This is a genomic window from Shewanella sp. MF05956, from assembly GCF_059758055.1.
Genome location: NZ_JCAYNV010000003.1, coordinates 143,898 through 164,981, shown reverse-complemented (window position 1 = coordinate 164,981; position 21,084 = coordinate 143,898). Strand labels below are relative to the sequence as shown.

The 21,084-nt window shown below is 43.2% G+C and carries 22 protein-coding genes; 7 read left to right on the top strand and 15 right to left on the bottom strand.

What is annotated here, in order from left to right:
• The first annotated feature begins 29 nt into the window (after nt 1-29).
• The 3 genes from astA (at nt 30) to AC19MX_RS04390 (ending at nt 3,395) form a co-directional block, all read left to right on the top strand.
• Nucleotides 30-1,049: an arginine N-succinyltransferase gene (astA, locus tag AC19MX_RS04400; RefSeq protein WP_432399948.1), complete on the top strand. Its 1,020-nt coding sequence runs from the start codon at nt 30-32 to the stop codon at nt 1,047-1,049.
• A 9-nt stretch (nt 1,050-1,058) separates the two neighbouring features.
• On the top strand, nt 1,059-2,519 hold the full coding sequence (astD, locus tag AC19MX_RS04395; RefSeq protein WP_432399946.1) for a succinylglutamate-semialdehyde dehydrogenase: 1,461 nt from the start codon (nt 1,059-1,061) through the stop codon (nt 2,517-2,519).
• A 75-nt stretch (nt 2,520-2,594) separates the two neighbouring features.
• Nucleotides 2,595-3,395, top strand: coding sequence for a DUF1338 domain-containing protein (locus AC19MX_RS04390; protein WP_498296654.1), 801 nt, complete (start codon nt 2,595-2,597; stop codon nt 3,393-3,395).
• Nucleotides 3,396-3,516: 121 nt separating this feature from the next.
• Here AC19MX_RS04390 and AC19MX_RS04385 read toward each other — a convergent pair whose 3' ends face one another.
• The 4 genes from AC19MX_RS04385 to crp all read right to left on the bottom strand — a co-directional run bounded on the left by AC19MX_RS04385 (nt 3,517) and on the right by crp (nt 6,599).
• The gene (locus AC19MX_RS04385) at nt 3,517-4,851 is read right to left on the bottom strand and encodes an ATP-binding protein (RefSeq protein ID WP_498296652.1); all 1,335 of its coding nucleotides are present in this window, start codon (nt 4,849-4,851) and stop codon (nt 3,517-3,519) included.
• The gene (locus AC19MX_RS04380; protein WP_188953670.1) at nt 4,848-5,522 is read right to left on the bottom strand and encodes a response regulator transcription factor; all 675 of its coding nucleotides are present in this window, start codon (nt 5,520-5,522) and stop codon (nt 4,848-4,850) included. The genes AC19MX_RS04385 and AC19MX_RS04380 overlap by 4 nt, the downstream gene beginning before the upstream one ends.
• Nucleotides 5,503-5,850 carry a PepSY domain-containing protein gene (locus tag AC19MX_RS04375; protein ID WP_432399943.1) on the bottom strand — a complete coding sequence of 116 codons (348 nt, stop codon included), beginning with the start codon at nt 5,848-5,850 and terminating at the stop codon, nt 5,503-5,505. Before AC19MX_RS04375 ends, AC19MX_RS04380 begins: the two co-directional genes overlap by 20 nt.
• Nucleotides 5,851-5,963: 113 nt before the next feature.
• Nucleotides 5,964-6,599 (bottom strand): cAMP-activated global transcriptional regulator CRP, encoded by a 636-nt coding sequence (crp, locus tag AC19MX_RS04370; protein WP_130598440.1) that lies wholly within the window; start codon nt 6,597-6,599, stop codon nt 5,964-5,966.
• A 313-nt stretch (nt 6,600-6,912) separates the two neighbouring features.
• On the opposite strand from crp, the gene AC19MX_RS04365 reads away from it, so the two are divergent.
• The gene (locus tag AC19MX_RS04365; protein WP_498296651.1) at nt 6,913-7,692 is read left to right on the top strand and encodes a tetratricopeptide repeat protein; all 780 of its coding nucleotides are present in this window, start codon (nt 6,913-6,915) and stop codon (nt 7,690-7,692) included.
• A gap of 246 nt (nt 7,693-7,938) precedes the next feature.
• Here AC19MX_RS04365 and AC19MX_RS04360 read toward each other — a convergent pair whose 3' ends face one another.
• From AC19MX_RS04360 to AC19MX_RS04350, 3 genes are all read right to left on the bottom strand, one after another.
• The gene (locus tag AC19MX_RS04360; protein ID WP_432399941.1) at nt 7,939-8,835 is read right to left on the bottom strand and encodes a phosphoribulokinase; all 897 of its coding nucleotides are present in this window, start codon (nt 8,833-8,835) and stop codon (nt 7,939-7,941) included.
• 132 nt (nt 8,836-8,967) lie between these two features.
• Nucleotides 8,968-9,216: a YheU family protein gene (locus AC19MX_RS04355; RefSeq protein WP_432399940.1), complete on the bottom strand. Its 249-nt coding sequence runs from the start codon at nt 9,214-9,216 to the stop codon at nt 8,968-8,970.
• A gap of 2 nt (nt 9,217-9,218) precedes the next feature.
• Nucleotides 9,219-10,232 carry a hydrolase gene (locus AC19MX_RS04350; protein ID WP_498296649.1) on the bottom strand — a complete coding sequence of 338 codons (1,014 nt, stop codon included), beginning with the start codon at nt 10,230-10,232 and terminating at the stop codon, nt 9,219-9,221.
• 112 nt (nt 10,233-10,344) lie between these two features.
• Here AC19MX_RS04350 and AC19MX_RS04345 point away from each other — a divergent pair, with 112 nt between their 5' ends.
• Together AC19MX_RS04345 and AC19MX_RS04340 are read left to right on the top strand one after the other, a co-directional pair.
• Nucleotides 10,345-10,857, top strand: coding sequence for a TAT leader-containing periplasmic protein (locus AC19MX_RS04345; RefSeq protein WP_432399938.1), 513 nt, complete (start codon nt 10,345-10,347; stop codon nt 10,855-10,857).
• A 27-nt stretch (nt 10,858-10,884) separates the two neighbouring features.
• Nucleotides 10,885-12,471: a GMC family oxidoreductase gene (locus AC19MX_RS04340; RefSeq protein ID WP_498296647.1), complete on the top strand. Its 1,587-nt coding sequence runs from the start codon at nt 10,885-10,887 to the stop codon at nt 12,469-12,471.
• A gap of 16 nt (nt 12,472-12,487) precedes the next feature.
• On the opposite strand, the gene AC19MX_RS04335 is transcribed toward AC19MX_RS04340, so the two are convergent.
• Nucleotides 12,488-12,952, bottom strand: a complete 465-nt coding sequence (locus tag AC19MX_RS04335) for a TIGR02444 family protein (protein ID WP_498296645.1) — start codon at nt 12,950-12,952, stop codon at nt 12,488-12,490.
• 45 nt (nt 12,953-12,997) lie between these two features.
• A complete protein-coding gene (locus AC19MX_RS04330; RefSeq protein WP_432399934.1) occupies nt 12,998-14,914 on the bottom strand; it encodes an ABC transporter ATP-binding protein in 1,917 nt (638 codons plus the stop codon).
• A gap of 145 nt (nt 14,915-15,059) precedes the next feature.
• Between AC19MX_RS04330 and AC19MX_RS04325 the strand changes: the two genes are divergently transcribed.
• Nucleotides 15,060-15,257, top strand: coding sequence for a YheV family putative zinc ribbon protein (locus tag AC19MX_RS04325; protein WP_498296643.1), 198 nt, complete (start codon nt 15,060-15,062; stop codon nt 15,255-15,257).
• Between the two features lie 21 nt (nt 15,258-15,278).
• Here AC19MX_RS04325 and AC19MX_RS04320 read toward each other — a convergent pair whose 3' ends face one another.
• The 6 genes from AC19MX_RS04320 to gluQRS form a co-directional block, all read right to left on the bottom strand.
• Complete coding sequence (locus AC19MX_RS04320) at nt 15,279-15,797, bottom strand: DUF4124 domain-containing protein (RefSeq protein ID WP_432399930.1); 519 nt, start codon at nt 15,795-15,797, stop codon at nt 15,279-15,281.
• Nucleotides 15,798-16,242: 445 nt separating this feature from the next.
• Nucleotides 16,243-17,097: a pantoate--beta-alanine ligase gene (gene panC, locus AC19MX_RS04315; protein WP_498296641.1), complete on the bottom strand. Its 855-nt coding sequence runs from the start codon at nt 17,095-17,097 to the stop codon at nt 16,243-16,245.
• 71 nt (nt 17,098-17,168) lie between these two features.
• Nucleotides 17,169-17,963, bottom strand: coding sequence for a 3-methyl-2-oxobutanoate hydroxymethyltransferase (gene panB / locus AC19MX_RS04310; protein WP_432399927.1), 795 nt, complete (start codon nt 17,961-17,963; stop codon nt 17,169-17,171).
• A 65-nt stretch (nt 17,964-18,028) separates the two neighbouring features.
• Nucleotides 18,029-18,520, bottom strand: a complete 492-nt coding sequence (gene folK, locus AC19MX_RS04305) for a 2-amino-4-hydroxy-6-hydroxymethyldihydropteridine diphosphokinase (RefSeq protein ID WP_498296639.1) — start codon at nt 18,518-18,520, stop codon at nt 18,029-18,031.
• On the bottom strand, nt 18,520-19,830 hold the full coding sequence (locus tag AC19MX_RS04300) for a polynucleotide adenylyltransferase PcnB (protein ID WP_432400134.1): 1,311 nt from the start codon (nt 19,828-19,830) through the stop codon (nt 18,520-18,522). The genes folK and AC19MX_RS04300 overlap by 1 nt, the downstream gene beginning before the upstream one ends.
• 246 nt (nt 19,831-20,076) lie before the next feature.
• Nucleotides 20,077-20,964 (bottom strand): tRNA glutamyl-Q(34) synthetase GluQRS, encoded by an 888-nt coding sequence (gene gluQRS / locus AC19MX_RS04295; protein ID WP_498296637.1) that lies wholly within the window; start codon nt 20,962-20,964, stop codon nt 20,077-20,079.
• Nucleotides 20,965-21,084 lie beyond the last annotated feature (120 nt).

The window sequence follows — 21,084 nt, the reverse complement described above, 5'->3', positions numbered from 1 at the left end:
CAAGCTAGTGGTGCAATGAGGAGATTAAGATGTTAATCATACGTCCTATCCGTGCTAGTGATTACGATGCACTTTATAGTATCGCAGTTGAGTCAGGCCACGGTTTCACATCTTTACCAGTAAACGAAGAGTTACTGCGTTCAAAGATCGCTAGGGCAGAAGCATCTTTTACTAAGCAAATTGATAAGCCTTTTGACGAAGGCTACTTAATGGTGCTTGAAGACACCAAAACCAATGAAGTTGTTGGTACTTGTGGTGTTGAAGCTGCCGTCGGCATGCAAGATGCTTTCTATCATTACCGTTTAGGCACTGAGGTTTATCACTCTCAGCAAATTTCTGTGCGCAATGAAGTTGAAACCCTCACGTTATGCCATGACTATACTGGCGCTGCAGAAGTGTGCACTCTGTTTTTAAAAGACGCATATCGAAAAGGCAATAATGGCCGCATGCTGTCGCGTTCGCGTTTTCTATTATTAGCTCAGCATCCACAGCGTTTTGGCGAAACTGTCATTGCTGAAATGCGCGGCGTAAGTGATGACCATGGTGAGTCACCGTTTTACGAATGGCTACAGCATCATTTTTTAGGCATCGATTTTGTTGAAGCAGACTATTTGTCTGGTTTAGGCAAAAAAGCGTTTATGGCCGAAATGATGCCACGTAATCCTGTGTATGTTTGCATGTTGCCTAAAAAGGCACAAAAAGTGATTGGCGAAGTCCATAAAAATACCAAGCCAGCACTGCGATTATTACAAGCCGAAGGCTTTAAATTCCGTAATTACGTCGATATTTTTGATGGTGGTCCAACGGTTGAGTGCGCTCTGAGCGAAATTCGCTCGGTTAAAAAAAGCCGCTTACTCACGGTGTCGATTGGCAAAATGCCACACGCAGATCATCATTTTATTATTTCCAACACGTCGCTGGCTGATTATCGTGCATCAGCGGCCAAACTGTTGGTCTCTGATGAACACGACGATGTTGTTCTTAGCCCAGAAATTGCAGCCGGTTTACTGGTTAGCGATGGCGAGCAAATTCGTGTTTTAGCAATGTAGGAGTAAGAAATGACACAATATATTCAAGGTCAGTGGTTAGCTGGCGAAGGTCATGATGTTAACTCAAGCAATCCAGCAAACGGTGAAGTGATTTGGCAAGGTAAAACCGCCACACCAAGCCAGGTTAATGCTGCGGTTGATGCTGCCCGTGCAGCCCAGTTTGATTGGTTTATGTTGGGCTATGAAGCTCGCTTGGCCATTGTCGAAGCGTATCGTGCACAACTAGAAGCAAATAAAGACGAAATCGCCGAAACAATCGCCCAAGAAACCGGTAAGCCTCAATGGGAAACGGCCACAGAAGTGGGCGCGATGATTGGTAAAATTGGTTTGTCTGCTAAAGCGCATGACAAACGTACAGGAACAGAAACAAACGACTTACCCGCAGGGCGTGCTGTATTACGCCATAAACCGCATGGTGTCGTGGCAGTATTTGGCCCTTATAACTTCCCAGGGCATTTGCCTAATGGCCACATTGTGCCAGCATTGCTTGCCGGTAACACCGTGGTGTTTAAGCCGTCTGAGCTAACACCCAAAGTCGCTGAGTTAATGCTGAAATGCTGGGATAAAGCAGGCTTGCCTCAAGGTGTTGTTAACCTTGTTCAAGGTGAAGTCGAAACCGGTAAAGCACTGGCTTCGCACCCGCAAATTGATGGCTTATTCTTTACTGGTAGCTCGCGCACTGGACACATTTTACATCAACAATATGCTGGTCATCCTGGTAAGATTTTAGCCTTAGAAATGGGCGGCAATAACCCGCTTATTGTTAAAGGCGTTACCGACACCAAGGCTGCAGTACATGACATCATTCAATCTGCTTATATTTCGTCTGGCCAGCGTTGTACCTGTGCCCGTCGTTTATACATAGAAGAAGGTGCACAGGGTGATGCGCTAATTGCTGAACTTGTCACTGCGATTAAGCAAATCAAAGTGGGCGCTTGGAATGCACAGCCGCAACCATTTATGGGATCGATGATCTCTGAAACGGCCGCTCGTGGCATGGTTGCTGCGCAAGCCACATTGCAATCGCTTGGCGGTGTATCGTTAATTGAATTGACACAAGTTGAAGCCGGTAAAGGGATTGTGACACCTGGTTTGATTGACGTAACGCCAATTGCCGACTTACCAGATGAAGAATACTTTGGTCCGTTATTGCAACTTGTTCGTTATCGCGACTTTGACCAAGCAATCCATTTAGCCAATGCAACGCGTTATGGTTTATCTGCTGGTTTATTAGCTGACAGCCGTGAAGATTATGATTATTTCTTAGCCCGCATTCGTGCTGGTATTGTTAACTGGAATAAGCAAATCACTGGCGCTTCAGGCGCTGCACCGTTTGGTGGTGTTGGGGCATCGGGTAACCACCGTGCCAGTGCATTTTATGCTGCTGACTACTGTGCTTATCCTGTTGCTTCAATGGAAGCTGACTCTGTCAGCCTACCTGCCACTTTAAGCCCTGGTTTATCAATTTAAGTTGATAAGTCCATCGCATGATTGGTGCTGGTGATATTGACATGATATCACCAGCCTTATTATAAGGATTTAACCATGCATACTGACGTTAATGCTTTGTTTGCCGAGTTATGGCAAGACTATATTAAGATGACACCTTCAGCGGCGAAAATTCATCAATTGCTTGGCCACGGCGCAGCGATCATTAATGATCATATTGCCTTGCGTACGTTCAATATCGCTAAAGTTAATCTCAGTGTATTGGCTGAGCATTTTACTTCAATGGGTTATGTTGACTGTGGCGATTACAAGTTTGAGCAAAAAAAGCTAGTAGCTAAACATTTTGAGCACCCAGACCCAACTCAGCCTAAGGTATTTATCTCTGAGTTGCTGGTAGAAGAGTTTAGCCCCGAACTGCAAAAAACCATCCATGGTTTAATTGAGCAAGTTGATGTTGCCGCCACAACCGCAGATAACTTTATTTATTCTGGTCGCCACTGGAACCTGGATAAATCAACTTACAAAGCGTTGTTGGCTGAGAGTGAATATGCTGCTTGGGTTGCCGCTTTAGGTTACCGTGCTAATCACTTTACGGTATCGATTAACGATTTACCGCAGTTTGAACGCATTGAAGATGTTAACCAGGCACTTAAAGATGCAGGTTTTGTACTTAATGGGTCGGGTGGCGAAATTAAAGGCACACCAGAGGTGTTGTTAGAGCAGTCATCTACCATGGCCGATAAAGTAGTGGTTAACTTCACAGATGGCGATGCTGAAATTCCAAGTTGTTTCTACGAGTTTGCTCGTCGTTACCCAATGGACAACGGCAAGCTGTATACCGGTTTCGTTGCGGCATCTGCTGATAAAATTTTCGAAAGTACCAACGCAATGATGTAGTGTCAGTAGCGTCAAAAAAAGACCTGCTTGAGCAATCAAGCAGGTCTTTTTTTATGGATTCATAACGATGAGGTCATAACGATTGCTTCATGACGATGGGTTGATGGCTATTGCCACATGGCTATTGCCTCATGACAATGGTGACACCCAGTCCGTTTAGCGTCTCACTTCGGTTAAATTGCAAACTGAAACCATATTGTTCGCAAATCTCTTTAACAATAGATAACCCTAAGCCATGGCCCATTGTCGCTTCATCTAAGCGGGTGCCTCTGGCTGTCAACGATGCGATTTTATCTTGTTCTACGCCATTGCCGTCGTCTTCAATTTGTAGCGAAATATCGCCATTTTGCATTTGCTTAATGTGCACATTAACCTGGGTATTAGTCCATTTAAAGGCATTGTCGAGCAAGTTTCCAAATAGCTCCATTCCATCTTCACGGTGAATAGGGAGCCTGCTAATGTTATCTGGATTAATGACCACACAGTGAATATCACGCTGGCGATGCACTTTATGGAGAGTATTAATTAAACTGTCGAAATCTTTGGGTACGGCCAATTGCGCGGCAGGCAACATATCGCCAGTAATGCGCGCAGCTGCTAACTTACGTTCAATCATTTTGTGCACTAAGTCTAATTGCTGCTGCATAGCCATTGCCGCTTCTGGGTGAGATAACCCTAAGGCTTCGACTTGTTGCTGCATCACCGCCAGAGGTGTTTTTAAGCCATGGCTTAAGTTGCCTAAGTTATTACGACTGCGCTCTATTTGCTTGGCTGTGTAATCTAATAATTGGTTGTAGGTTTCAGCTAATGGGCGAATTTCCGCTGGAATTTGAGCTATTTCAAGTGAGGCTATATCACCTTCACGAAGCTTGGCTAGGGCCCCTTGGATTTGATTTACAGGTTTAAACGATTGGCGCAAAATAATGAAAATCCCTGCAATCATTGCCAGTAACATGCCAATATTAATGGCCAGTTTGGTGCCAAAAATTTCACTAAATACACGACGTCCAATACTGAGATCTTGCGCTACAGTAAGCGTTGCTGTGTTATCACTATCTGGCGCACCGATGCCAATCGATAATAATTGCATATCATTGTTTTTCGGGCCTTTGGCTTGCCAAACGCGCTTTTGCTGAGCCTCTAAATTAACAATGTGTAGCTCAGCATCCCACAAGGATCGCGAGCGAATGGTGTGGTTTGGCAGGTTTAATTGGAAGTAACGACCAGAGTAAGCGGGTCGATAAAAACTGGATAATTGATTTTGGTCTATCACCAATTTGCCGTCTTCTAAGCGTGTGGCAATAATGATGTGTTCTAAATCTTCTTCTAGACGATTAATGATTGAGTCATGAAAGGCATCACGCAACATTGATTCGAACAGAAATAAACCAATCAAGGTTGCGATGATAATAAGGCCACTCAGCCACAGGCTGAGCTTAAAGCGAATCGACATCATTCCACTAAACCGTGAAAGATATAACCTTGTCCGCGACGCGTTTCAATGGTGGTTTTACCCAGCTTTTTACGTAAATGGGTAACGTAAACTTCAACTACATTACTTTCTTTCTCATCGTCAAATTGATACAGCTTATCGGTAAGTTGAGACTTTGACAGTAGCTTTTTAGGCGACATTAAAAAAATCTTTAATAGCCTAAACTCCATCGATGTTAGCTCATATTCTTGCTCACCAACGGTCACTTTCTGTTCGTTTTCATCTAAGTTAACACCGCCATAGCACAACAGTTTAGAGGCTGAGTTTGCACGACCATGGGCTCGATGAATTAATGCCTGAATACGGGCAAGTAATTCTTGTGCATGAAATGGTTTGCCTAAGTAATCATCAGCTCCAGCGTTAAACCCTTCTACTTTCTCATGCCACTGGCTGCGGGCCGTGAGCATGATAACTGGCGTACTTACGCCACGTTCGCGCCACTGGGTTACCAGCGATAAACCATTACCATCGGGTAAGCCAATATCTAAAATAACGCAATCGTATTCCGTTTCTTTCATTAGATAATCGGCTTCAACCGCTTTATCGGTAACGTCAGTAATATAACCTGCCTGCTTGAGTTGTTTTTCAAGCTCGGCGACCAGTAATGGGTTATCTTCAACGAGTAACAGTTTCATGTTTAGTACATTCGCTCGGTAATTGTGGCAACGGGTCTTGCATGCCATTAACTGCATCTAACTGCAGATTAATAACATGTCCTTGGGCGAGTTTAAATTGTAAATCATAACGCCACTTATCTTGATATTGGTAAAGCTGAGCATCGACCAAATGGCCATCACAATATTGCGACACCCAAGTTAAATAGTCATCTAATGGACGTATATTACCAGAAGTCACTAATTTTTGGACTTTATCATGATCAAGCGGGAATTCGGTAACAGAAATATCTTGCTGATTAATGGACAGGGCCATTAAGCTGATTGTGGCGATGAACAAGCTATTCATGTTCGCTCCCAAATAAAAAAAGTGGCGTTCAGAGTATGAACACCACTTTAATAATCTAGGCTTAAATCAAGCTGAAGTAGAGCATGATTGACGCTTAAATCGCGCCTATAGGGTTAGCGTGTACCGTAAACCACTATTGTTTTACCGTGTGCTTGGATTAAGTTTTGCTCTTCAAGCATCTTCAAAATACGGCCAACAGTTTCACGTGAACAACCTACAATTTGACCAATTTCTTGACGGGTTATTTTAATCTGCATTCCGTCAGGATGTGTCATAGCATCGGGTTGTTTTGCTAGGTGCAATAGTGTTTGTGCAATGCGTCCCGCAACGTCTAAGAAGGCTAAATCACCGACTTTTTGACTTGTGCTTTGTAAGCGATAGGCCATTTGCGCAGAAAGCTTCATTAAGATTTCTGGGTTAACTTGAATCAATTGCTTAAATTTCTTATACGAAATTTCGGCAATTTCACACGCTTGTTTAGCGCGAACCCAAGCAGTACGTTCTGCTTGTTCTTCAAATAAACCAAGTTCACCGATGAAGTCGCCTTGATTAAGATAAGAAAGGATCATTTCTTTACCTTCTTCATCTTTGATCAATACAGCAACAGAACCTTTTACGATGTAATATAACGTGTCAGAATCTTCACCCGCGTGGATCAATGTGCTCTTTGCTGGGTACTTATGAATGTGACAATGTGAAAGAAACCATTCTAATGTTGGGTCAGGTTTTGGCTTACCAATCAGAGCCATACGATATTCCTCGATTGATTAAAAATGAAAGTAAGTAATGTCTAATTAAGCATTCTACGCTATTACAATCGTAAAAACTTTGATAGAGATCGTATTTAGAAGTGTCAGTAGTGTATATTAACTTGTTAAATAGTTGATTAAATTTCTTTTGTTTGTGATCAACGTCAGCTTTTTATTTTATACGCCATACTCTATCGTAATGTTTTAACCGTCAAGTCTATTGAATTATTCGCTTCACGGGCTGTCTATTGAATTGGCTAGGCGAGTTAGCTACTGTTATTTATTAATACCACAAATTGTTGTAGAGGTGTGCGTGAAAAAATTGAGTCAAATAGCAACGGCTGCATGCTTAGTGGCGTTTAGCGTATTAAGTTTACCCTCTCAAGCATTTTATGTTCCGCCAACCATTGAGTCTCAAGCCGCCAGTAAACTGGTGCATATACAAATAAAAGCCAAACAAGGCGATGCCGATGCACAATTTCTTTTAGGTTTGATGTATTTATCGGGTCGGTTTGTGAGCCAAGATACCAATGCAGGATTAACCTGGGTGACACAAGCTGCTTCACAAAACCATATTAAAGCCCAGCAAACCGTTGCTGATTTGGCCTTTGAAGGTAAATTATTTCCTCGTGATTTAGCCTTAGCTGAGAAATGGTATTTAGTGATGGCCGAACAAGGCGATAAGTGGGCTAATTTTCGTTTAGGCTTTATCTATTCTGCTGGTGGCGATGGCGTGGTACGTAACTGTGGCAAGGCTATGGTGCAGTTTAATACTGCTGGTGATACCGTATCTATGGGGAATGTAGCGTGGATTTTAGCAACTTGCCCAGAAGCTGAGTATCGTGACGGTTCACGTGCAGTGTCTATGTCACTTAAACTGTTAGCGCAAAATCAAAATGATCCAACCGTGCTAGACAATTTAGCCGCTGGTTATGCTGAGATTGGTGATTTTACTTCTGCAATTGATGCACAAAAGAAAGCCATCGAGGCTTTAAAACAAAACCCTGCACTTGCGCACAGTGATGAGTTTATACAGCGCTTAAAGCAATACCAGAATAACCAAGCATACCGTGAAATTATCCCGTTAATGTAATTGTTCTGCTATAAGTCAGTCTTCTTGGTGCGTCGAGAATGATGTTCCGAGAATGTGGCTCCGAGAGTTTAGTTGCGAGTAACTGATTGGGTGAACATGATTAATAGCGCGAGTGCTAGGTAATCGTTGATGTGCTTAATACGCTAACAGAAAAAAGGGGGAATTAGCGCCCCAAGCACATCAACTGCCGTTATTTCGCTTGAAATCACGATAAAACAATCTTAGTGCTATTGACTTAAATCAAGCTTAATCGGGCTTGATATCATTGATGTTTTGTAACTCTATTCGTTTGTCGATTAAGTCTTTAATCAGTGGGGTTAATATAAGCTCCATGGCTAAGGACATTTTACCTCCCGGCACCACAAGCGTATTGACCCGTGACATGAACGATCCTTGGATCATGTTCAGGTAATAAGGGAAGTCGACGTTATTAATGCCGCGAAAGCGGATCACTACAAAGCTTTCGTCAAGACTGGGAATATCTTTAGCGCTAAATGGGTTAGATGTGTCAACGGTAGGCACGCGTTGAAAGTTGATATGAGTGCGTGAGAACTGCGGTGTCATGTGATTAATATAATCGTCCATACTGCGCACAATAGAGCCCATGACTTTTTCACGGCTGTGACCACGTTCAGTGGTGTCCCTAATGATTTTTTGAATCCACTCTAAGTTAACAATGGGCACCATACCAATCAGTAAATCGACGTGTTTTGCCACGTCAGCATCATCGGTTACCACTCCACCATGTAAGCCTTCGTAATACAGCATGTCGGTGTTTTCTGGCAAGTCACGCCATTGCGTGAAAGTACCTGGCATTTGGTTAAAAGGCACCGCTTCATCAAAGGTATGTAAATAACTGCGGGTTTGGCCATTACCGGTATCGCCATAGCTAATGAAGCATTCTTCTAGTTTTTTAAAGTTGTTGGCTTCAGGACCGAAATAGCTAATATTACGATTTTCAGCTTGCGACTTACGGATTAATACTTCCATTTCTGCGCGAGTGAAATGATGAAAACTGTCGCCTTCTACAAATGCGGCATTAACACCAAGTTGCCTGAATATATGAGTAAAGGCGGTTGTCGTGGTGGTAGTGCCAGCACCAGATGAACCGGTTACAGCAATAATAGGATGTTTTGCTGACATGTTATTCGCCTACGTTTGTGATTCACCAAAGAAAATCGAATCACTAGTTATACGGTAATCATCACCTATGGGTCAATTAATCACAGGTCATAACGTTAATATTTATATAGAATTATTGCTTAAGCATGCAGGTTAATCATTAACTCTTGCTGAAATATGTTCGCGCTGACGGATCGCGATAGATTCATCATCTTCACTGTACTCAACCACCAGTTCGCCTTTTTTAAGGGCGAGTTTACAACGCTCCGTAGCATAAGCCAGCTGCTGCTCGTCAACATCACTAAAGCTGCCATCTTCAAGTTGCGATAATAAATACTCTTTAATCATTCCTTGAAGTGTTTCTTGGGGCAATGACAATAATGCCTCATACGGGACAAGCATGGTTATTCCTTTTCTGTCGCAGCAACAGTATTTTGCGCTAATGTTTTATTATCGTCAGCGAGTAAAAAGTTAATGATCCGATCTTCTAAATAGAATTTGGGTTTCCACGGCCACCCGCCATCCACAAAGCCAACATGGCCACCACATTGATGTAGCTCATATTCTACCATTGGCGATAACTGATCTTTGCTTGGGATCACATCGTCAGTCATAAAAGGGTCGTCTTGAGCATGGATCACTAGCGTTGGCTTAGTAATGTGTTTTAAATAGTTCATCCCACTCGATTTTTGATAGTAATCGTTCACCCCAGTAAAACCATGCAAAGGTGCCGTGACTTGATCATCAAATAAATAAAATGTGTTGAGCATTTTAAGTTGTTTTTTATTGATGGGCATTTGCGCCGTGAGATCGGCCGTATTGATTTTATCGAGCATTTTACGCTGCAAGCGTTTAATTAAAAAGCGCTGATACACGGTCGAAAAACCACTTTCTAAACGTTTTGCACACGCGGCTAATGTTAATGGCGCCGACACCACGACAGCCCTTTCTAATAGGCTATCTTGTTGCTCACTTCCCTGGTATTTTGCCAGCACATTGCCGCCCAAACTGTAGCCGACAGCGTAGAGGCGTGATTCAGGGTAGTATTGTTTTAACTGTGACAAGGTATATGCTAAGTCATTGACATCACCGCTATGATAACTGCGTGCTAACCGATTAGGCTCGCCTGAACAGCCTCTGTGATGATGCACTACCGCAACAATGTTGGCCTTTTTAGCTTCTAGTAACATTCTGCGTGCGTAATGTGATTCAGTGTTCCCTTCAAGTCCGTGAATAATCACTAAAATGGGTTCACCATTTTGAGCTTGGCCTAACCAGTCTAAATCAATGAAATCACCGTCAGGCAGCTCTTGTCTTTGCCTAAATGTAGCTGGTTTGGCCACTTTAAAAATAAAAGGTAGAATCGTTTGTACGTGCGGACTAGCAGCCCACCAGGGAGGAGAAAACATCTTTTTCATAAAGGGAATCGTTCTGCAATTGTTTGTGAATATTTAAACGTGTGTTTAAATGTTACCCATGCCACTTTAGCATATAAAAATTACCGACAACAATAACTCAAAGGGGAAGTAAATGAAGCGTCGTACCTTTCTCACCGGTGCTTTTGCAGGAACGGCTGCACTGGCATTAGGTGTTAATCTGTATGTGCCAACATCCTCAACAGCAATAGATGATATCCATCATCGAGTGTTGTTTAGTGTGTTTATTCCTATTTTCCTCGACGGTAGCTTACCTGAAGTGGCTAATCACAGGGAGATGGCGATCAATCGAACCTTAGATGCTATTTCGCAGTCGATTACCCATTTACCACAAGCCCAGCAAGATGAGTTGATGGAGCTATTAGACTTACTTGAAGGCCGTTTTGGTTTGTTGTTGCTCAGTGGCAGTATGACGCCGTTATTGGGGCGTGAACCGCAGCAATTGATCGATATGCTAGAATTTTGGCGTTACAACTTTCTCGATATGTTAAAAACAGCCTATTCAGGGCTGCGTGAGCTTATTATGGCCAGTTATTATGCTTGCCCTGAACATTGGGGTAACTTGCGTTATGCCAAGCCCACTTTCTTGGTGAGCAACTCAAACTAATCACCCTGTGTATAAAGGAGTATTCTCGTGGCTATTATTGATCCTATTATCACAGGACTGAATGCGGGTTGGCACCATATTGATGCCAGCACATTAGAGAAAGATCGTCATTTTGAAGCCGATGTGGTTATTGTCGGCACGGGTGCTGGTGGCGGAACAGCGGCTGAAATATTGTCTCAAGCTGGGCTTAAAGTCATTATGATTGAAGGCGGCGCGTTAAAGTCGTCAACGCATTTTGATATGGAAGAGCGACACGCTTATCCAAATTTGTACCAACAAGCGGCGGCAATGAAAACCGCAGATAAAGGAGTTGGTATATTCCAAGGTCGCACGGTTGGCGGTTCAACAACGGTTAACTGGACCACCTCGATACGCACACCTGAGCCGACATTGGATTTTTGGCAGCAAGCTAAATCGGTTAAAGGATTATCGGCGACGGAATTACAGCCTTGGTTTGAAAAAATGGAGAAGCGACTCAATATCGAGCAATGGCAATACGACGCAAACCGTAACAACGGCGCATTACGTGATGGCTGTGAAAAATTGGGTTGGGAATACACGGTCATAAAACGTAATGTTAAAGGCTGTTGGAATACCGGTTATTGCGGAATGGGTTGCCCAGTTAATGCTAAACAATCGATGCTGGTAACCACTATCCCTAGCGCACTTGAGCATGGTGCGACATTAATCTCACGGGCAAAAGTCGTCAAGCTTGAACATAAAGGCGACAAGGTTGTTGGGCTTACTGCACAAGCCATGACAGAAGGGTTTAAACCCACAGCATTAAAAATTACATTCAGTGCCAAACATTATATTTTAAGCGCAGGCGCTATTCATACACCCACTATTTTAATACGCTCTAATACGCCCGATCCTCACAAGCAACTTGGTAAAACCTTTTTGCATCCTTCATTACTATCTGGCGGTATGTTTGCCGAACAAATTAATGGTCACAGTGGTGCGCCGCAATCGATATATTCTGATGAGTTTGTTTGGCGCGATGGTGCCGCTGGCGAGTTAGGTTATAAGCTCGAAGTCGCGCCTGTGCATCCTGTGCTTATTGCCTCTAAAACCATAGGTTATGGCGTTAGTCACGCACAGCTAATGGCTAATTTTAATCAAATGCAGGTCACCATAGCATTAATCCGTGACGGTTTTAATGAACAAAGCCCTGGCGGACAAGTGCGGTTAACCGATAATAGCTTTGCCCTTGATTACCCCTTAACTGATGGTTTTTGGAGTGCAGCGCGTCGGGCATTTTTATCGATGGCGGAATTGCAGTTTGCCGCAGGAGCTAAAAAGGTATTGCCTATGCACGATGGCCTAAGTTTTTTTGAGTCCTGGAATGATGCTAAACAAAGTATTAATCAATTAGATTTGGGTTTAATTAAGACGATTGTGGCTTCAGCGCATGTGATGGGCGGCTGCCCTATGGGCGAAGATAAAACCCAGGCGATGGTCGACTGTTATGGTAATTCACACTATTTTGAAAACTTATCAGTAATGGATGGCTCTGTATTTCCAACCAGCCTAGGCGCTAACCCACAATTGACTATCTATGGCATTGTAGCCCGTAATGCGACAGCGTTAGCGCAAAAGCTGACAACGAAATAACCTCATATTTGATGGATTAGATGGCGCTGTCGTCTAATCCATAAATACCTAAGTACGCATTGACATTACTGCTCACACTTGGGCTGCAAGTGTCAGTGCTATTCGACATCGATTGCCCATCTATTGAGTGAAGTTTCTGCAATAAAAACTGTTGTGACTTTCGCTCCATAATCAATTCAACATCAAGCATTTTTTGGTATTCATCTTCTGTTAAATGTCTTTTGGCAATTCGGCGTAATTGACGGTAAGGCACTAATACCGAATCTTCCCATTTCTCAATAACACTCAACATGCTTTGCCATTGTTCGGCAGACAGTAAAAAGGCTTGCTGATCAAGATATTGTGCTAACAATAATATGTTAACATTAACGTGATAGCTATCTTGCAGTTGGAGATAGGCGCTTGGGTTTTGGCTGTAAACAAGTTCGCATTGATGCCACAATGTATGGGTAAATACAGGGCGCTTGAGTGTAGCTTGCATGAGATGTCCTAAGGCGTTTATGGATAAACGCCACAGCATAAAAAGTTATTGTTGAACCGCTTGTTCAATCTCTTCAATTTGTTCTTGCAGCTCTAACCAGTTCATTTCACTTTCGTCCATTTCCTGGGTTAGGCTGGTACGCTCGTTAAGCACTTGAGTCATTTTGGCTTTGTTTTCAGCTTCGTATAAGCTGCCATCGGCCAGTTCGGTTTCTAGCTCTGCCAATCGTTGTGATATCTTCTGTTGCTGTGTTTCTAATTTAGCTTGCTGTTTTTTAAGCGGTGAGGTTTTTTGTCTTAGTTCTGCTTCAATGCGCTTTTGCTGTTTTTTATCGATTTGATCGCCATTAACAGCTTGAGATTCACTTTTATTGCTGGCTTGAGCGGCTTTTGCTGCATCGAGTAACCATTGATGATAATCGTCTAAATCGCCTTCGAAAGGCTTCACCACGCCCTGATCAACCAAGTAGTAGTCACTGCAGCTTAGACGCAATAAATGACGGTCATGGGATACAATAACCATAGCCCCTTCAAAGCTTTGTAATGCCATGGTTAACGCATGACGCATTTCTAAGTCTAAGTGGTTGGTCGGCTCATCGAGTAACAGCAGGTTAGGGCGTTGCCACACCAATAATGCCAATACTAAACGTGCTTTCTCGCCACCAGAAAAGGGTCTCACTGGTGCTAAAGCCATATCGCCATTAAAGCCAAAACCCCCTAAAAAATTACGCAATTCTTGCTCGCGGGTACTGGCCGGAGCTAAGCGTACTAAGTGCTGTAGTGGTGAGTCGTCTAGGCTTAAAAACTCGATTTGGTGCTGGGCAAAGTAACCAATATTAAGCCCGGGGTTAGGCTCGTACTTACCGGTTTTAGCGTGGAGCTGCCCAGATAACAACTTAATTAAAGTCGATTTACCCGCGCCATTACGACCTAATAATCCAATCCGTGCGCCAGGGACTAGGTTGAGCTGCACTTGTTTTAAAATAGTGTTGTCATCGTAACCAATCGAGACATTTTCCATCGCCACGAGTGGGTTAGGTAACGCTTCTGGTTCTCTAAACGCCATTTGAAATGGGTTATCAACTTGTGACGGTAATAACTCTGCCATACGCTCAAGTGCTTTTAAGCGGCTCTGTGCCTGTTTCGCTTTACTGGCTTTGTAACGGAACCTGTCAACAAATGATTGCATGTGCGACCGTTCTTTTTGTTGGCGTTCAAACGCAACTTGTTGTTGCGCCATACGTTCTGCACGAACACGTTCAAAGGCACTGTAATTACCTTTGTAGAAATTTAATTTATGATTTTCGACATGAACAATCTCATCAACAATGCCATCAATAAAGTCGCGGTCGTGACTGATAAGGATTAATGTGCCTTGATAAGATTTTATCCAACCTTCTAGCCAGTACATGGTGTCTAAATCTAAGTGGTTGGTGGGTTCATCGAGCAGTAATAAATCGGAACGGCATAATAGCGCCTGGGCTAAGTTAAGGCGCATACGCCAGCCACCCGAGAAGCTTTTTACGGGGTTACTTTGTTCTGCTTCACCAAAGCCTAAACCAGCGAGCAGTGAACCTGCTCGAGCGCGAATAGCATAACCACCAATGGCATCAATTTTACCGTGGATAAGGGCAATGGCATTGCCGTCATTGTCATGTTGAGCCTGGTTTAGTTGGTTTTCGAGTTGGCGAAATTCAACATCGCCATCGAGCACGTATTCCAGTGCCGATACGTCAAGCGCTGGCGTTTCCTGGGCTACGGTGGCAATTTGCCAACCGGCAGGCAAACTAAAGTCGCCTTTATCAAGATGTAAGTGGCCCAATATTAGTGCAAGCAATGATGATTTACCGGTACCGTTAGCGCCTACGAGTCCGACTTTATGGCCAGGGTAGATAGTGAGTGAGGTTTCATCGAGAAGGGTTTTACTGCCGCGAACTAATTGAGCTTGGCTAATGTTGATCATTAATTACAACTTGATTGCTTAACAATAGAATAATGGTGTAGATGATATCGCATCTGCAATTTATTTCCCACAATCACGGGACTCAAGTGGGTGAATAAGGCAAAATAGGCGTATATATTTAAAAGGTATTTATTAAGAGAACATCATGACTAAAATCAAAAAACGCTTTGTTGCTGGCGCTAAATGCCCTAAATGTGGTGCGAAAGACAGCATTTTGTTATTCAAAGAAAATGGTATCGAAACCGTTGAATGCACAGATTGTGATTACCGTGCATTACAAACGGATATCGAAGTGCCGAAAAAAGCCAGCGGCAGTATGATTGGGGTGTTTAAGCCAGATTAATGGGGCGCTAAGCTTCTAAACTTAATTGCTCATGTATTCATCAGGGGGAGTTTCAGCTGATATTTTCATTTTATGCTGATTCAACACCCTGATGACATTAATGTTATTTTTGGTAAGCTCGTTAAAACGATCGGTAATTTCTTGTAACTCTAAGCCATAGCTCGGGTCGTCTTTTGGCTTGGTTTGCCAATAACGTTTACGGTCTAGCTTTTGAATTTCGCTGGCACGAAGGATCTCAAAATAGCTGTTTTCTTGTTTAAGACGATAGATTTCTCCGTCTAACAACTGTAAAAGTTTTTCTTTGGAAATGGTTTGTTTGTTTAATAACGCTTTAAGCGGATCTTCTTTTAACTCACGCTTGTCCGAGTCGACTTCGGTAGTAATACCAAGTTGATATTCAATTTTATGTTGGCGAAATTCTTGCGGGCAAACGGTTTGGCTGAACACGACTTTTTCGTCTTTCATGCATTTGTAAATAGTATTAGCCTGAGCCCCAAAAGCGCTCAATGCAAACAACATGAATAACAGTCTTTTTGCCATGCGGCCACACGTCCTTTTGCGATACTATTTTGATTTAATTCACTCATTTAACACTACAGATGTTAAGCAATTGACCACTGTGCTTGGTCGTACATCACATTATCTAGTCGTCATGTTAAGTGGTAATAACGGCTCGTTTAGCTACACGTTAACAACCTATTGTTAAGATTGTGATAACAATATATTTGATTGAGCAGATTATCATAGTTTTACCGTACTCAAGTAAGACATTCGCCATTCTCGCTACCGGATATTCACTATAGTTGCACCATATTTGCTCAATTGTACAAGGCTTGCCCTTTTATGGGGGCATAGCACTGATTAAATATGGGTCAAGTTTATCGATAAAACCAGTTTTTTGACAATCAAATTTTACTGATAAGAACAATCTTTGTTTTTTATTTTATTAACTTAGCAAAAAATTAAATGATTGTTCCCATGATTGTTATACGGGGTGACGGGAAAATGACGCGTTATCAATCAAACGTGCTTTGCCTAAGTAAGCCGCCGCAATAACAACAAGCTGGTTATCGTCAGCTGTTGCTTGACGTAATGTATCGGCATTTCTCAGTTCAAAGTAATCAGGCGTAAAGCCTGCAGCTGTTAATTGTTTCACAGCTTGTTCAATAGCATGTTGCGGGGATTTGTTGTGCTGAACGGCATGAATAACACTGTCTATTGCGCGTTTTAATGCTGCTGCGTTGTGTTTTTCATCTGCGGTTAAATAGCCATTGCGTGAACTCATTGCCAAGCCTGATGCTTCGCGAATGGTTTCAATACCAATGACCTCGATTGGCATTGATAAATCGTCAACCATGGTTTTAATGATCATTAATTGTTGAAAGTCTTTACGACCAAATAATGCCATGTCCGGCTGAACAATATTAAACAGTTTAGCGACAATAGTGGCCACACCACGAAAATGCCCAGGGCGACTTGCGCCACATAATTCATCACCAATATGGGGTACTTCAATAAAGGTTTGCTGGGCTAAACCTTTAGGGTAAATAATCTCAGGTGTTGGCGTAAAGAGCAGTTCCGCGCCAGCGCTTTCCAGCTTTTCGCTGTCTTGAGCTAATGTACGTGGATATCCGTCTAGATCTTCTTTAGGACCAAATTGCATTGGGTTGACAAAAATAGACACCACCACGTGATCAGCACGGCTTTTCGCTTCATTAACTAAGGTAATATGACCTTGGTGTAAGTTACCCATGGTAGGCACAAAAGCAACGGTTTCGCCTTTTGCACGCCAAGTCTTTACTTGTTCACGGATCGTTGAAATGACAGCGGTGGTTATCATGTTATTGTCGAACCTTACTCAAAAATGGTTTATGAGTGCTGCTTGGTAAAATAACATCGCAGCACTAACAGTTAGTTAAATGTATGTTCTTCTGCAGGGAAGGTACCGTCAGCTACTTCGTCAATATACGCTCTAATTGCTGAGCGAATTTCGCCTGTTTGCTTGAGGTAGTTTTTAGAAAAACGGGGAATATAACCGCTCGAAATACCTAATACATCATGCATGACCAAAATTTGCCCGTCGGTGTCGGCGCCTGCGCCAATACCAATAACTGGAATGGTAAGTGCTTCAGTAATAGCTTTAGCCAATTGTGGTGGAATGCATTCAACCACGAGCAACTGTGCTCCCGCGGCTTGTAATGCTTTGGCTTCGTCAAGAATTCGCTGGGCATTTTCAGCATCACGACCTTGGATTTTAAAACCACCAAATACATTGACTGACTGCGGTGTTAAGCCTAAGTGAGCACACACTGGGATGCCACGTTCTGTTAGCATTTTCACGCTTTCAAGTAACCAATGTCCACCTTCTACTTTAACCATGCTGGCACCCGCTTGCATGAGTATTGCGGCGTTTGTCATTGTTTGTTCTGGTGTGCTGTAGCTCATAAATGGCATATCGGCGATCAATAACGCACGAGCAATACCGCGTTTAACACAAGCAGTGTGATAAGCGATATCTGCAATTGTCACGGGTAAAGTGTCGCCATGCCCTTGCAATACCATGCCCAGAGAGTCGCCAACAAGCAATACATCAACACCTTCGCTGTCAAATGCACCTGCAAAACTGGCGTCATAGGCGGTAAGCGCAGTGAATTTTTTGCCTTCTTTTTTGAACTTGATTAGGGTCGAACTGGTGACTTTTGACATAGTAGACTCTTAAAAAATTAAAATACTAAAAGCTGAGCTTAATGTGCTGCCGATTAAGATCAACTTTACTCGATAAGCTTTTGCAATTCATCGCGCATTGTCACACTAATTAGGCTTTCAAGGCTGGTATTACAGGGCAGTGTGAGGGTTGGCGCAATGTCTGCTAACGGTATTAACACAAAGCTGCGTTGTTTCATGCCGTAATGTGGCACAGTAAGTCGTGGCAATGATATTTGCTGTTGGCCGTAAAGGAGTAAGTCTAAATCTAGGGTACGAGGCCCCCAATGCTGCAGTCTTACTCGGCCCTGCTGTTGCTCAATGCCTTGCAAAGCATCAAGTAACTCAATGGGGGTTAATGCCGTTTCAAAGCCCGCTACGGCGTTAACGTAGTCAGGCTGTAACACTTCACCCATAGGTTTAGAGGCGTAATAACCAGACACACGCAATGAATCGCCAGTGGCTAGTGCACCTAGTGCACTAACAGCATCGTCGAGTTGCAGTGTCGGATTAGCTAAGTTTGCCCCCAGAGCCACATACACTTGAATTGCCACTGTCATTACTCAGCTGTCGGGTTAGCTTTCGCTGCAGGTTTACGGCGACGCTTGCGCTGCGGCGCATTGCGGTTACGACTGCTACCACTTTTACTGCCACTTTTGGCTATTTCGCTACGTTCAGTTTCATCTGCTTCAACAAAGCTTTTCCACCAATCAGCAATTTTAGCAATATTACCTGATTCAACTTCACCACGAAGCAGCAATAAATCGTAACCGGCTCTAAACTTAGGGTTCTCTAACATTTTAAATGCTCGAGTCCCTTGGCTACGCTCTAAACGAAGCTGCAGTTGCCAAATATCTTTGGCTGGGGTGCTAAATCGACGTGGAAGACTAATAGTACGACATTGTTGTTCCATCACATCGCCCATCGCAGCAACGTGAGCGTCGTAATGAGTTAGCCCACTTTCGATAGCGATATCATCGGCACGCTGTTTAAGCGGGTACCATAATATTGCCGCATAGAAAAATGCTGGGGTAACAGGCTTGTCTTGGCTAACGCGTAAGTCGGTGCTGTTCATCACAGCTTGCAACATTTTAGCGGCATGACCTTTAGGCGATTCGCTAATTAATGCGCTCACCTGCGGAAATAACGGCGCAAACAAACCAAAACTTTGCATCATGTGATAATTGGCTTCAGCTTTGCCTGCAAAGAATAGCTTTAACACTTCTTCATACATGCGGGCTGCTGGAATATCGCTTAACAAAGGGGCTAAGGCTTTTATTGGCGCGGCTGTAGTGGCATCGATTTGCATGTCTAACTTAGTGGCAAAACGAACGGCACGTAGCATACGCACAGGATCTTCACGGTAACGTGTATCTGGATCGCCAATTAACTTAATAGTGCGGTTATTAAGATCGTTAATACCGCCGCCATAGCTGCGAATAGAGTAGTCGCTGATATCATAATAAAGCGCATTGATGGTGAAATCGCGGCGCTCAGCGTCTTCGTCAATCTCGCCATATACGTTGTCACGTAACAAACGGCCTTCAGCATTTGATTTTGATATTTTATCGTCGGTTTCACCGTGGTGACCGCGAAATGTTGCCACTTCAATGACGTCACGACCAAACACAATATGTGCCAGTCTAAAACGACGGCCAACTAAACGACAATTGCGAAATAACTTCTTAATGTCTTCTGGAGTCGCATTGGTGACAACGTCAAAATCTTTGGGTTGTAAACCAAGTAAAATATCGCGAACGCCGCCGCCTACTAAATAAGCTTTGTAGCCAGACTTATTCAGACGATAAAGCACTTTTAGTGCATTTTCACTAATTTGGCGACGTGAGATTGAATGACCATCTCTGGAGATGATATCCAGACGTAAGCCATCTTCTTGAATGGGCTCTTCAAGGACTGGAGCTACTTTGTTGTCTTCAAATAGCTGTTTACAGAATTGGCTAATACGGCGAAAAATAATACACCTCGTAATACTTGAATAAATTGATTAAAAATCTGGCGGGTATAATACATTAAATGTTGATAAATGAGTATATGTGCTAAGCAGCTAAAAGCCCTTAATCCACAACCACGACTGCATTTATGAACTCTGTATCGACTATGTTGCCAGGTTTGTTGCTGCTAATACGATTTCTTTGTGTTTTGGGATCCGATCTAAGCAAAATTGTGCCACCGCCTGTTGCAGCATCACTTCGACCGAATCGATATCGACACTCGCTTGACCCAAAAATGCTAATGCAGCATTAATGCTGGCTTGAGGACGTTGAGTGTCAATCGCCGGAGCATGATTTTGCTTTGATAACTTAAAGCCTTTTTCGGCACAGGCTAATGGCAAATGCAGCCAGTTAGGTGTGCTTAGGCCTAGTTGCAAGAATAAACTGATTTGTCGGCAGCTCGCTTCGAGTAAATCACAGCCTCGAACAACCTCTGTAATGCCTTGATAAGCGTCATCTAACACTACGGCAAGTTGATAAGCATATAAACCGTCACTGCGTTTAATCATAAAGTCTTCGGCAGCAAAGTGGCTATCGACGCTTACCTTGCCTTGAAGTAAGTCGGTAAAATTATCGACTTTTGCCTGATTGCGGATCCGAATTGCACCTTGAGATAACCTTGGTTGGCATTTTCCGCATCGGCCGTCGTATAGCCCACCACTGGCTTGAATAATTTTGCGAGTGCATTGGCAAAAATAGGCTTTATCGTGGCTAATTAACTGATCAATTTGTTGTTGATAGGCGTCATAACGTTGATGTTGATATAACGCTGGGCCATGCCAATGTAAGCCATAGGCATCAAGTGTGCGCAGGATGTCATCGCTGGCACCGGCAACTTCACGTGGGGGATCAATATCTTCAATGCGGACGAGCCATTGGCCTTGCTGGCTGTGGGCGCGAAGGTAACTGCCTAGGGCAGCAATAAGCGAACCAAAGTGTAAAGGTCCTGAAGGGGATGGCGCAAATCGGCCGATATATTGAGTAGTGCTCATAGCGGTGAATTTTTTAGTCGCTAAGTTACATAGACGACACCAACTTATCATGGCACGTGACTATGTTATTTATTTTTAGATTTTAGAAAACAAAAAGGCGAGATAATCTCGCCCTTATGA